This is a genomic window from Postechiella marina (assembly GCF_039538365.1).
Taxonomy (GTDB): Bacteria; Bacteroidota; Bacteroidia; order Flavobacteriales; family Flavobacteriaceae; genus Postechiella; species Postechiella marina.
In genome coordinates, this window is the sequence record NZ_BAABCA010000002.1 from 210,880 (window position 1) to 224,123 (window position 13,244).

14 protein-coding genes are annotated in these 13,244 nt (G+C 31.1%); 4 read left to right on the forward strand and 10 right to left on the reverse strand.

Going from position 1 to position 13,244, the window contains the following annotated elements:
• Positions 1–19 precede the first annotated feature (19 nt).
• Positions 20–1,252, forward strand: coding sequence for an ATP-dependent Clp protease ATP-binding subunit ClpX (gene clpX, locus ABD715_RS04750; protein ID WP_344786953.1), 1,233 nt, complete (start codon positions 20–22; stop codon positions 1,250–1,252).
• Positions 1,253–1,547: 295 nt separating this feature from the next.
• Here the strand turns inward: clpX and ABD715_RS04755 are convergent, their stop codons facing one another.
• Complete coding sequence (locus ABD715_RS04755; RefSeq protein ID WP_344786954.1) at positions 1,548–3,062, reverse strand: GH3 auxin-responsive promoter family protein; 1,515 nt, start codon at positions 3,060–3,062, stop codon at positions 1,548–1,550.
• 42 nt (positions 3,063–3,104) lie between these two features.
• Between ABD715_RS04755 and ABD715_RS04760 the strand changes: the two genes are divergently transcribed.
• Positions 3,105–3,899, forward strand: coding sequence for a DUF2797 domain-containing protein (locus tag ABD715_RS04760; RefSeq protein ID WP_344786955.1), 795 nt, complete (start codon positions 3,105–3,107; stop codon positions 3,897–3,899).
• A 337-nt stretch (positions 3,900–4,236) separates the two neighbouring features.
• On the opposite strand, the gene rpsU is transcribed toward ABD715_RS04760, so the two are convergent.
• A complete protein-coding gene (gene rpsU, locus ABD715_RS04765; RefSeq protein WP_344786957.1) occupies positions 4,237–4,431 on the reverse strand; it encodes a 30S ribosomal protein S21 in 195 nt (64 codons plus the stop codon).
• A gap of 357 nt (positions 4,432–4,788) precedes the next feature.
• On the reverse strand, positions 4,789–5,790 hold the full coding sequence (locus tag ABD715_RS04770; protein WP_344786958.1) for an NAD(P)H-dependent glycerol-3-phosphate dehydrogenase: 1,002 nt from the start codon (positions 5,788–5,790) through the stop codon (positions 4,789–4,791).
• Positions 5,791–5,922: 132 nt separating this feature from the next.
• Between ABD715_RS04770 and ABD715_RS04775 the strand changes: the two genes are divergently transcribed.
• Positions 5,923–6,867: a nicotinic acid mononucleotide adenyltransferase gene (locus ABD715_RS04775; RefSeq protein ID WP_344786959.1), complete on the forward strand. Its 945-nt coding sequence runs from the start codon at positions 5,923–5,925 to the stop codon at positions 6,865–6,867.
• A gap of 167 nt (positions 6,868–7,034) precedes the next feature.
• Positions 7,035–7,520 carry a peptidoglycan-binding protein LysM gene (gene lysM / locus ABD715_RS04780; protein WP_344786960.1) on the forward strand — a complete coding sequence of 162 codons (486 nt, stop codon included), beginning with the start codon at positions 7,035–7,037 and terminating at the stop codon, positions 7,518–7,520.
• A gap of 66 nt (positions 7,521–7,586) precedes the next feature.
• Here the strand turns inward: lysM and ABD715_RS04785 are convergent, their stop codons facing one another.
• The 7 genes from ABD715_RS04785 to ABD715_RS04815 all read right to left on the reverse strand — a co-directional run bounded on the left by ABD715_RS04785 (position 7,587) and on the right by ABD715_RS04815 (position 13,242).
• On the reverse strand, positions 7,587–8,432 hold the full coding sequence (locus ABD715_RS04785; RefSeq protein WP_344786961.1) for an SDR family oxidoreductase: 846 nt from the start codon (positions 8,430–8,432) through the stop codon (positions 7,587–7,589).
• A gap of 162 nt (positions 8,433–8,594) precedes the next feature.
• Positions 8,595–9,275 carry an aspartate/glutamate racemase family protein gene (locus ABD715_RS04790; RefSeq protein WP_344786962.1) on the reverse strand — a complete coding sequence of 227 codons (681 nt, stop codon included), beginning with the start codon at positions 9,273–9,275 and terminating at the stop codon, positions 8,595–8,597.
• Between the two features lie 2 nt (positions 9,276–9,277).
• Positions 9,278–10,279 (reverse strand): L-histidine N(alpha)-methyltransferase, encoded by a 1,002-nt coding sequence (locus ABD715_RS04795; protein ID WP_344786963.1) that lies wholly within the window; start codon positions 10,277–10,279, stop codon positions 9,278–9,280.
• Complete coding sequence (gene egtB / locus ABD715_RS04800) at positions 10,280–11,428, reverse strand: ergothioneine biosynthesis protein EgtB (RefSeq protein ID WP_344786964.1); 1,149 nt, start codon at positions 11,426–11,428, stop codon at positions 10,280–10,282. It lies immediately after the preceding gene.
• Positions 11,429–11,493: 65 nt separating this feature from the next.
• Entirely contained in the window at positions 11,494–12,222 is a 729-nt protein-coding gene (locus ABD715_RS04805; RefSeq protein WP_344786965.1) for an SIP domain-containing protein, read from the reverse strand.
• Between the two features lie 5 nt (positions 12,223–12,227).
• Entirely contained in the window at positions 12,228–12,857 is a 630-nt protein-coding gene (locus ABD715_RS04810; RefSeq protein ID WP_344786966.1) for a ferric reductase, read from the reverse strand.
• Between the two features lie 7 nt (positions 12,858–12,864).
• A complete protein-coding gene (locus tag ABD715_RS04815) occupies positions 12,865–13,242 on the reverse strand; it encodes a nuclear transport factor 2 family protein (protein WP_344786967.1) in 378 nt (125 codons plus the stop codon).
• Positions 13,243–13,244 lie beyond the last annotated feature (2 nt).

The window sequence follows — 13,244 nt, forward strand, 5'->3', positions numbered from 1 at the left end:
CCCATAAAACAAATGATTAATGGCAAAGGAAGAATTAGAATGTTCATTTTGTGGTCGTAAAAAATCAGAAACCAACCTTTTAATAGCAGGGTTAGATGCGCATATATGCGATAGATGCATCGAGCAAGCTCATGGTATTGTTATAGAAGAATCTAAACAAACAGATACCAGTGATCTCTCGGCAGAACTGAAATTACGTAAACCACTTCAAATAAAAGAATTTTTAGACGAGTATATAATTGGTCAAGGCACAACAAAAAAGGTAATGTCTGTTGCGGTTTACAACCACTACAAACGCTTGTTACAACCTGCATCTAGTGACGATATAGAAATTCAAAAAAGTAATATTGTAATGGTTGGACAAACCGGTACAGGAAAAACATTAATGGCTAAAACCATTGCTAAAATGTTAAACGTACCACTTGCCATTGTAGATGCTACTGTTTTAACAGAAGCTGGTTATGTAGGAGAGGATGTAGAAAGCATATTAACACGTTTATTACAAGCTGCTGATTATAACTTAGAAAAAGCAGAAAAGGGTATTGTTTTTATAGACGAAATCGATAAAATTGCACGTAAAAGTGATAACCCATCTATAACTAGAGATGTTTCTGGAGAAGGAGTACAGCAGGCTCTATTAAAATTATTAGAAGGTACTGTTGTTAATGTTCCGCCAAAAGGAGGACGTAAACATCCCGACCAGAAATTTATAGAGGTAAACACAGAAAACATCTTATTTATTGCTGGTGGTGCTTTTGATGGTATAGATCGTGTTATTTCTAAACGTTTAAACATGCAAGCTGTTGGTTACAGCGCTTCAATTTCTGATGAAGTTGTAGATCAAGATAATTTACTACAATATATTATTCCGAAAGACTTAAAAGATTTTGGATTAATTCCTGAAATTATAGGTAGATTACCTGTGCTTACACACATGGATCCTCTAGATGCAGATACACTAAGAGCCATTCTTACAGAGCCTAAAAATGCTATTATCAAACAATATAAAAAATTGTTTGAAATGGACGAAATTGACTTTAATATTACAGATGGCGCGTTAAACTTTATTGTAAATAAAGCAATAGAATATAAACTAGGAGCTAGAGGATTAAGATCTTTATGCGAAGAAATTTTAACAGACGCCATGTTTGAATTACCTAGTAGTAGCGATAAAAAGCTAAATGTTACTAAAATTTACGCAGAAGATAAATTAACAAAAACAAAACTTAAAAAACTTAAAGCTGTATCTTAAGTTTTAAAGTAAATATTATAAAAAACCACGCTAATTGCGTGGTTTTTTGTTTTATGGATTTTTAATTAATAAAATACATTACGGATAAATAGAGCTTGTACCTTAAACCTCGCACAGCATATATATTTCTATAAGGGATTGAAATATTTACCTATTTATTTTATGAATATTAATAATACAATCAAAAGTATACTTATTGCTCAAGGTTACAAAATGAATTTTAAGCTTTTAGTTAAGCCGAATAAATACTCGTTAAAAAACTTGAAGCACTGTTGTTAAACGTATATTATTAACTTTAAACATTAAGCGCTAACAACTCATCTATATAATCTCTAGTGTTAGATAGTCTTGGCACTTTATGTTGCCCGCCAAGTTTATTGTTTTTCTTTAACCAATCGTGAAATAAGTTTTTTCTAGCCACACGTATTGTTGGCTTATTCAAGGTTATATTGTTATAACGCTTCGCTTCATAGTCAGAATTAAGCGCTTTTAAAGAATTATCAAATAGTTCGTTAAAATAATTAATATCTCCCGGAAGTGTTTTAAATTCTATTAACCATTCATGCGCACCTTTCTCCTTTCCTTCCATAAAAATAGGAGCTGCAGTATAATCTACTATTTCTGCTTTAGTTCTTTTACACACTTTCTTTAATGCGTTTTCTGCATTTTCTATAATAAGTTCTTCGCCAAAAACATTTATATGGTGTTTGGTTCTTCCAGAAACTTTTACACGGTAAGGACTTAAAGATGTAAACCTAACTGTATCCCCTATTTTGTAACGCCATAATCCTGCGTTGGTAGTAATTACAACCGCGTAATTTTTATGCAACACAACTTCGCTTAGCGGAATAGCATATTCTGCTTGGGTAGCATAAATATCCATAGGAATGAACTCGTAAAAAATACCATAATCAAGCATTAAAAGTAACTCGCTAGAATTATTTTGATCTTGAATTGCAAAAAAACCTTCAGAAGCATTATAGATTTCGTAATATTTAAAATCTTTTTTTGGCAGTATATTTTTGTATTGATCTACGTAAGGGTTAAAACTCACTCCGCCATGAAAATACACTTCTAAGTTAGGCCAAATATCGAACAAACTCGTTTTACCTGTAGTTTCTAAAACATTATTTAATAAAACCAACATCCATGATGGTACACCTGCTAAACTAGTTACATTTTCGTTAACAGTCTCGTCTACAATAGCCTGCATTTTATGTTCCCAATCGCTCATTAAAGACACCTTACTGCTAGGTGTACTACTATACTCTGCCCAAAAAGGCATATTATCTATTAAAATAGCCGATAAATCGCCAAATATTGTACCGTTTTCTTTATACAATTCTTTACTTCCACCCAAACGCAAACTCTTACCTGTAAACAATTGAGAGTGTTCGTTGTTGTTAAGGTACATGCAAAGCAAATCTTTACTCGCTGCATAATGGCAATCTTCTAAAGACTCTATACTTACTGGAATAAATTTACTTTTTGCTCTAGTAGTTCCGCTAGATTTAGCAAACCATTTTATAGGAGTAGGCCAAAATAAATTATTTTCTCCGCGTCTAGATCGTTCTATAACATCCTGCCAACCATCATAATTTTTAATTGGTATACGCTCTGCAAACGTTTTATAATTTTTAATAGATGCAAAATCGTGGGTTTTACCAAACTCAGTATTTTTTGCAATGTCTACAAGGCTTAATAGCAATTCTGTTTGCACTTCGTTTGGATATTTTAAAAACAATTCTATTTGATGAAATCGCTTTTTTAAGAACCAAGAAGCAATTGAATTTACTATAGGTATTGGCATATTTTGTTTTATCTTTAAAACTTAAAAATAAGACTTTTTTTTATGAACTACCAAGGTGTTTTAACAAAAATGGAAACTGAGTTTTCACTACCTATACAGTACTATTTAGTTTTTGAAAGTGATTTTATTAACATAAACCAGTTACTAAACAAAACCATTACCATACAATTTGTAAAATATCAATGTTTAAACTGTGGTTTAAACAAACCTATTTATAGACAAGGCTTTGACAAGCAGTGCTTTTTTAAAGTACCACAAGCTGCAGACTGGATTATGCGCCCAGAGCTAAGCACAGCGCATTTAGGCAAAGAAGACAGAGATTTAGAGTACGAAAAACGTGCACAACTACAACCACACATTGTATATTTAGCAAATTCTAGCAATGTAAAAGTTGGAGTAACCAGAAAACAACAAGTGCCAACCCGTTGGATAGACCAAGGTGCGCATGAAGCTATTGAAATTGTAGAAGTGCCAAACAGATATCTTGCAGGTATAACCGAGGTTGCTTTAAAAGACTATGTTGCCGATAAAACGAATTGGCGCAAAATGCTTAAAAATGATATTGAAGATGAAAATTTGTTAGAATGGAGAGCTAGATTGAAACAATACATACCCGATGAAGCCAAAGAATATTTTATAGAAAGTAATACTGAAACTCATCTAGATTTTCCTGTAAATAAATACCCTGAAAAACCAAAAAGCTTAAATATAAAAAAAGCACAAACTTACACTGGCAAATTGGTTGGTATAAAAGGCCAGTACTTAATTTTTGAAGATGAAACTGTTTTTAATGTTAGAGCCAACGAAGGCTTAGTTGTAAACATTACTGTAGATTAACTGTAAAATTTACCTGCTTTAAAACAGTTTTATATATGATTTGTTGCGTGTTTGTTTGCGAAGATTTTTCGAAGGAAAAATTAATCGTTGAATATTTTATCTCGAATTTCAAAACTTTCAACTTTTTTGTAATAGGTTTCTTGATGTTAAGAAAACCAATTCCAAAATTTATCTTCTTTCGGTGTTTTATTAAATAGAGAAAATCACATTGATAAAATTATGATTGGTATTTTTTCATTTGGTTCTGCAAATGTTTTACAACACAATAATAAAGGCTATAAAACAAAAAAACCATTTACAAGAGTAAATGGCTTTTTTATATAGTTATAAGCAAATTTTAAACATCTGCTTGATCTCTTAAATTTTGGATGTACGCAGCTTTTTGAACTTCGCGACGTCTTCTTACTGAAGGTTTTGTAAAAAACTGACCTTCTCTTAAGTTTTGCATTACCTTAATATTTCTGTGTTTACGTTTGTAACGTTTTAAAGCACGTTCGATATTTTCGCCGTCTTTAATGATAATTTTTAACATATATAATTTTTAAATAAATTTTAGCGCTCTAGGGTTTTCCTAAACTGGTTTTACAAAACTTAGCTAACTACAAAATACACCTAGCTTTATTTTTTGTAAGTGCAAAAGTATGAATTTATTAACATATTTATAAAGTTTTTTTACTTTTTTTTATTGCTTGCTTAAAATTGATTTTCAGTGGGTTATAAAACACAACTATTTATGCTTTGTTAAATTGGGCTTATATTTGTTGACAAATTAAGGTAAAACCCTTGTTTTATTAGCGTTAGGGATAGAACGGTATGTTTAAGCTCCCCGACCTAAGGAGGGAGCGAGTAGTGATAGCCCGACCCTTTTCTGGGTAACGCCCAAAAATTTTTAATCTAACCTATCTGTTAATTTATTAAATACTTTTTTTGGGTTTTTACCTTCGTATAAAATAGAATATACTGCCGATATTATTGGCATTTGTGTTTTTTTATCGTTCTCTTCGTTTAACAAATGCGCACTTTTTGTGGCGTAATAACCCTCGGCTACCATGCTCATTTCCATTTGTGCAGATTTAACGGTATACCCTTTACCAATCATGTTACCAAACATGCGATTTCTAGAAAAAACGGAGTATCCTGTTACCAACAAATCGCCTAAATAGACCGAGTTATTAATATTACGTTTCATTTTATGTCTTTTTTTAATAAAACGTTTCATCTCCCTAATGGCATTACTCATTAACACACTCTGAAAATTATCGCCATAACCTAAGCCATGAGCTATTCCTGCTGCTATAGCGTATATATTTTTTAGCATAACTGCATACTCTACTCCAATAATATCGTCGCTAATTTTAGTTTTTATATAGTCGCTAGATAGTGCATTGGCTATATTTTGCGCTTTTTCTGCGTCTGAACATGAAATGGTTAGATACGATAAGCGCTCTAAAGCGACCTCTTCTGCATGGCATGGTCCTGCTATTACTGCTATATTTGGATATGGTATTTTATAAAAATCGTGAAAATGCTCGCCTACTAAAAGCCCCGATTCTGGCATAATACCTTTTACTGCAGACACTATGGTTTTATTAGAAATATCGATAGTTAGCTTTTGTAATTCACTATGCATAAACGCACTAGGTATTACAAATATTAAAACATCGGCATAATTTGCAATTTCGTTTATGTCGTTGCTTATTTTTAGTTGCTCTAAATGAAACTCTACAGAGCTTAAATAATTTGGGTTATGCTGTTCTTTAAGTAAATGTTCTTTGGTATATACACTTCGCATGTACCAACCAATTTCGTCTAGATTTTCGCTAAGCATTTTTACAATGGCTGTTGCCCAGCTTCCTGCTCCAAACACCGCATATTTTAAAGGTTTATCCATAAAAATAAAACATATTTACACACCAAAAATACATAAAATATTAAAGACTGCTTAGTCTAGAAATTATTATGAAATATTTTTTTGGCACGCGTTTTGAAATTATACTTGGTATAAACCCTAAAATATTTGATTATGAAACAGATAAAACTACTTTTAAGCTTTGCTTTAATTTCTACTCTTTTTACTTCTTGTTATACCGAGGTTGTTGTAGACGATTATATTGAGCAACCTTCTATTTCTTTAAATGAATTAATTAGCTCTTACGAGTTATGGTATGTAGATATTAATGCAACCAAAGGTTTTGGTGAAAATCCGTTTTTACAAAAAGCGTTTACTATTTCGTTTATTAATGGTGTAGTATATGCCAATAATAATTTAGTAGGGCTTGGTAGTAATGGAAATGGGTTTGGTATTGATGTTGCCAGCTACGATGCTTATAACATGATTTTGGATGTAGACCATGATATAGATGGCTTTGCTACTTTTGATGTTTTTCAAATAGATAGTAATACTATAGAACTTTACAACCCTAATAACGACACGTCGTACTTTTTAAATGGTTACCAACGTAGTAATTTTGATTACGACTTTGTGTTTTACGATAACATTCATTATTTCTTACAAGAGTATGATGCTTGGGAAAAAACATATACGAGCCAAACAGGAGCTATTAATGATTTTGATAACGAGAACTATTTACAATTTTTAGCTGGTGGAAATGATTCTGAATTTAGAAGCTCTCAAGATTTTGGAAAATCGAACCCAAATACCATTTATTGGGATTACACAGGCCTTTATGGTATTGGTAATATTACAGGAGAGGATTATTTAAAAACTTTAACATTAGATTATGATTCGCTAGGCAATGATTATTTTGAATTGAGCGTTATAAATGATAAAAAGATAGAACTATACCATACTGCCTCTAAAACCATATACGAATTTGAAGGCAAAGGCTACATAGAGTATTTAAAAACAAATAATGAAAAGGCAAAAACATTAAGTAATAAAAAAGATAAAAAACGAAAGTTTAAAAAAGATAAAGTAGAAAACCCTAGAAAAAACACAAGGGTTTAATAAAAATTTTTTGGTTGGTTATTTAGTTAAGAAACCGTTTGGAGAAATTATTCTCTAGGCGGTTTCTTTTTTTATGTATCTTTATGTGACTTATTATTTTTTGCTGTGTCAAAGAGTTAAGAAGTAAAAATAACAATCAATATTAACCCTTAAATTAAAAACAAACAATGGGATTATTTTCATTTATTAAAAATGCCGGAGCTAAAGTATTTGGAATAGGTAAAACCGACGCCGAAGAAGCTGCAGAAGCACTAGAAGCTAAAAAAAATGCTGAGGCTGCAGCAGCTGCTAACATGAAGCAGACTATTACAGATTTACAATTAGAAGTAGAAAATTTAAATATTACTATTGATGGTGATACTGCTACCATAAATGGAGCAGCTTACGATCAAGCAACAAAAGAAAAAGTTGTTTTAGTTGTTGGAAATTCTAACGGAATTGCAACAGTAGACGACCAAATGACAGTTGAAAACGTTGAACCAGAAGCTCAGTTCCATACTGTTGCTAGCGGAGATACTTTAGGTAAAATAGCAAAAACCTACTATGGTAATGCTATGAAATACCCTGTTATTTTTGAAGCAAATAAGCCAATGCTTACAGATCCAGATAAAATTTATCCAGGTCAAGTATTGCGTATACCTGCCTTAGACTAAAGTTACCTACATAATTTATGTTATAAGTAAAAAGATCAACCTTAAAAGGTTGGTCTTTTTTTTGTTTTATTTTTTAAAATCTTTTATAATATCTAATGTAGTTTTATGCGCTCTTCCTGCTGCTTTTTCAAAATCTGAGGAAACATTATTTGCTCCCTCTTTAATACCTTGATAAATACCCGCAATTATAGTACCCATAAATACACCTAACTCTTCTTTTCTTTCTGCTAAATACTCTTGAACCGATACTGCTTTATAAACCAATGTAGTATTATAAACTTTATTTATATATGTTGCCAATTCGCTCTGTGTAATAGCGGGCCCTACCAAATTATATATTTGTCCGTTATGTTTATCTTCAATAAGCATTTTTGCATAAGCATAACCCAGCTCTTCCCTACTTGTATAAGTACATTTACCACTAGCTGCACAATTACTTATTTCTCCTTCTTTTACATAAGTATCTATATACTCTAAATCGGGCTCTATATATATACCGTTTCTGCCTATTACCCACTGTAAGCCCGAATTTTTAACGTCTTCTTCTGTTTGTCTATTAGTTTTTACAATAGGGCTAAAAGCATTATTTTCTTCTGCTCCAACAATACTGGTGTATACTATTTTTTTTACTGCGTTGTGCTTTGCACCATTAATTACATTTCTGTGCTGTATAATTCTTTTTTGCGGTTCGTCCATTCCCGATACCAAAAGTACAGCATCTACACCTTGTAAAGCTTTATCAAAATCTTCTTGGCTGTTATAATCTCCCTTTTTAACCTGTATACCTAAATGTTTTGCTTTTTCTGGTGTACGAGCAATTCCAATTACATTTTCTTTTCCAATTTCTGCTACTAGGTGCTTTATAATAGAAACACCTAATTTTCCGCTTGCCGATGTTACTGCTATTTTCATAATGGTATTTTTAAATTTCTATTACATCTACAAAGATGAGAACCATTCTTTTTTATTTATAGATAAATATTAGACTTATAATGGTAAATATGAGATAGCAGTACTTGATTGAAGATGTATTTGTGGTTTTAGCTTATTTTAAAACTAAAAGTCTTTTATTAATTATACTGTTTTTTTAACACTAATAACTTTTATTGCCTGCTCCATTTGCAATTGAGCCATATCTACCAAATTTTCAACACTTAAAGGTTTTAAAATTGATAACTCTGTACAAGCTAAAACTACCGGGTAATTGCCACTATATTTTTTAATAAGTAAGTGGTAATTTTTAATTAATGTTTTAGATTCTGTACCAGCATACGCTTCTTTTCTAACATGATCTATAAAAACCATATCTGTTTCTGTTGGTAGCACTACTTCTATACCTGTAGAAGACAAATAAGTATTTATATAATTTGACTTCATGGAATATATAGATCCAAATAAAACAATTTTGCTCCAGTTATTCTCTTTAAGCCTATCTATTGTTAAGAGAACTGGATGAAGTATACCTATGTTACCCTCTAGCCCATCAATAGTTTCGTGTAAGGTAATATTTGGCACCAAAATATGTTTTGCTCCTAATTTGCCTATTGTGGTTAAATAATTTTGAGTTACTTTATTTAACGCTTTTGATGGTTTTGGTAAAAGCGAATTAATAGTATTAAAATTCGCATTTAACAACAACAGCGGGCATGTACTATAATTACCATGCTTTTTATTATACAACTCATTTAACTCGCTTAAATAAAATGAAGTTGTACGACTACCCAAACCCAATATTGACAAAGCTACTTTTTCCATTTTTAATATCTAGTAAGAATATAATCTGCAAAGTAAGCCTTGCTGTCCATTATTTTATTATTGATTACAAAATTGGCATTTAATATTATTTGATTAATGAGTGTATCGTTATATTTTCTAGAAATTTCGGTGTGTATTTTTTCGTCTTTAGCAAAACTATAAGATTTACCAATAGCCTTTATTTCTACCGTTTGGTTTATTGTGCTTTTTATAAAGCTTTTGGCAACCCCTGTTTTTTCGTTGTATTCTGGGTGGTGTTTAAAATAATTTAAGTTAAAATTTGCTCCTAACTCGTTATTCATTCTATCTAATAAATTAAGATTAAAACTTGCAGTTACACCTTTACTGTCGTTATAGGCAGGCAATACAATGGCTTCTGGTTTTATTAAATCGACACCTAGCAATAGTTTATCGCCTTTTTGTAAATTATTACCTAACTTACTAATAAAACTAGAGGCTTGCTCGTCGGTCATATTACCAATATTAGAGCCTAAAAACAAAACAACTTTGGGTTTCTTACTCTGTTTTAGCGAGTTTAACACCTCAAAATAATCGCCTTGTTGTGTTTTAACCGATACATTAGGCATGTCGTTGTTTAAATCTTTTTCTAAAAGCGATAAGGCATTTAAAGAAATATCTATAGGAAAATAATTGAATTTATAATTTTTACTATCTAGTGTTTTTAATAATTCTTTTGTTTTTAATCCGTCTCCTGCACCAAGCTCAATAAGTTCGAAATAACTATTAGAATCGATATTAAAAGCTTCAATAAGTTGCTCTGTTTTATTTTTAAAAATATCGAACTCACTTCGAGTTAAATAATACTCTGGCAAATTCATTATTTCAACAAAAAGTGCATCTCCTTTTTTATTATAAAAATATTTGGATGGTAATGTTTTTTCAATTTTATCGAGTCCTTTTTCTACATCATCCCGAAAAGTATTTATTAATATTTCCGCTTCATTTATATCTTTTTCAATCTTACTTTTATATAATTCTATCATCTATTTAGCTAATCTTATTCCCGTAAATTGCCATCTTTTGTTAGGATCAAAAAAATTACGATATGTTAATCTGCTATGATTATTAGAAGTTGCTACAGAGGCACCTCTTAAAACCATTTTATTACTCATAAACTTCCCGTTGTATTCGCCAACAGCCCCGTTTTCTTTTATAAATTCTGGATAAGGTAGGTAAGCACTATTTGTCCACTCCCATCGTTTTCCCCAATCTAACTGTTTTGCTGCTATTTCCCACTCAAACTCTGTTGGCAACCTCATACCTTTCCACTCTGCAAAAGCATTAGCTTCGTAATAATTTATATGGCATAAAATGGCGTTTACATCTACTTTTTGCAAACCTGCAAGTGTATAACTATGCCATTCGTGGTTAATTTTATGCCAATACATTGGCGAATTAATATTATTGGTATTTACCCAAGCCCAACCTTGATCTAGCCATAAATTAAAATTAGTATAGCCACCGTCTTCTATAAAAGCAATAAAATCGCCATTGGTTACCAAGTGGTTATTTATTTCAAAATCGTTTACATAAACCTTATGCACACCCAATTCGTTATCGTAACAAAAACCATTTTCCTGGTAACCAATACTATAAACACCAGCATTTATTTTTACACTTTGATTTGTAGTATTCTTATCTTTTACTAAATTGAAGTTAGCATTTAATTGGGGTAAAATAGGGTTATGGCCAAGCATGTATTTTACATCTGTAATTAACAGTTCTTGGTGTTGCTGCTCGTGGTTTAAACCTAAAACAACCAAATCTATAATCTCTTTACTAGAAGTATGAGTTAACAAGGCTTCCATTTTAGCATCGACATATTTTCTGTATTCGAAAATCTTATTAATACTTGGTCTAGACATATTACCTCTATTATTTTGTAATATTCTTTCGCCTACATTATTGTAATAACTGTTAAAAAGAAAATTGAAATTAGAGTTAAACTCGGTATAATTTTCTGAGTACTTTTTTAAAATAAAAGTTTCGAAAAACCATGTCGTGTGTGCTAAATGCCATTTGGGAGGACTTGCAAATTGTACGACTTGAATAGCGTAGTCTTCTATTTCTAGATGATTACAAAAGCTTACTGTTTCTAACCTAACTTGCTTATACTTTTCGTTAAGATTCATTTTAGTTTAGATTTCTATATGTTGGGCTTATTTTTATCTAAAATAAAATATTTTAGCTTATAAGCCTATTCTAATCCTTTTTTATCTGGGTTCCAGAATGGTTTTGTTTTAATTTGCTTTGTATTCCAGTTTAACTCTTTTCTAAAATACTGATTTAATGCAACACAAACCCTACTATCTCCTGCAAGGTAAACCATTTTACGCCCTTTCATTTTTGGTATAATTTCTTTAATCAACTTTATAATCGCTATTATAGGGTTTTGTTCTAAGCTATAAAAATTAAAAGGTTTGGCACCATCTACATCTTCAAATAAATCATTTTTGTTTTTGGTATAAATAATACTCTCTACCTGTTTTGCCTCTGGTAAATTTCTATTCAAAATATATAAATGAGATAATGCAGATAAATCTCCAATCATTAAATAACTATCTGCAGTTTTATCAATTAAAAAATTTCCTTTTTTCCATTTAAAATATACAACATCGCCTACCTTACAATTCGCAACCCATTGAGCACCAACACCATTACTTTCTGTCGCTATAGCAATATCTAAGCGACCTTCTTTTTTATTAATATTCCAAACGCTATAACTTCTTACTTTGTCTTTAAAACTTATACTCCCATCACCTATTCCTATACCTAAACGCAAAAAGCATCCTGGTGTAAACTCTGCTTTTTTTATACTTTCGCTTTTAAGTTGAATTTTAAAAACAGACTCTGATAGTTTTATTTTTTTAAGAATAGTAGCCTCATCTAAAACTACTTTTTTCAAAACATTTTCAATTAATCCCATTGTAATTAAGGTTTAGCTATTTTTCTGTTTTTTCGAAAATTTATAATCTTATTTTTTATAAACGGGACTCTAACAACAAAACCAAGACTTACAACGATAGCATAAATTAACCATGTTTTTTCTAAAAGTACAACGTGTAATAAACTTAGAAAAATAACTACATAAGCAAAGCTTTGTAGTTTTTTCCAATTAACTTTTAAAAGTTTCATAGACTTTCTATTTGATGTAAAAAGTAACGGGACTAAAATTAAAACAGCAATAAAACCTGCTATATAATTAACTTGAGTAAAGGTTTCTAAAAAGCCTTCGGCCCAAATAAAAATTAAAAAATGTAGTAAACTCCATAGGGCAGTCGCAATACCCATAGCCTGCCTTACAAAAAGATTTGTTTTTCCAAAAATTATAAAAACAGGTGTTAATGTTAAAACAGCGGTCATCCATCTTATGGCAAACTCTCCAGAAACATGATAAAGCATTTCTATTGCAGATTTGCCCTGGCCATCTGCTCGCTGGTTTAAGGTTATTAAAAACCCATTAGAAACATCGATATTAATCATATTAAAAATAACCAACATTGGCAATGTGGCCAATATGGAAACAATTATCCAACCGTAATTTCTTTTTATAAAACCCATAAAATTTTTAATACATGTTGTTATTATTTAAAGACTTTGCTGGTATTTGCTGTATACTATCCCAATGTTCTACAATTTTCCCTTCTTTGTTAAAACGAAAAAAGTCCATAGTTACATACTCATCATTATCTGGCCATATTTGATGCGTGTGTAAAGCTACTAAGTCGTTTTGTGCAATAGAGCGCACAAACTTAATAGACTTAACAGGGTACGCTTTGTGCATACGATCAAAATAATTTATAAAAGCTTCCGGGCCATCTGCTACTAAAGGGTTGTGTTGTATATAAGTTTCGCCAACATACAACTTTACCGCTTTAGTTGGGTTGCCCTCGTAAGCCATTTTATAGAAAGCAATTGCATTTTTTTTATTTTGATCTAAGTCCATAA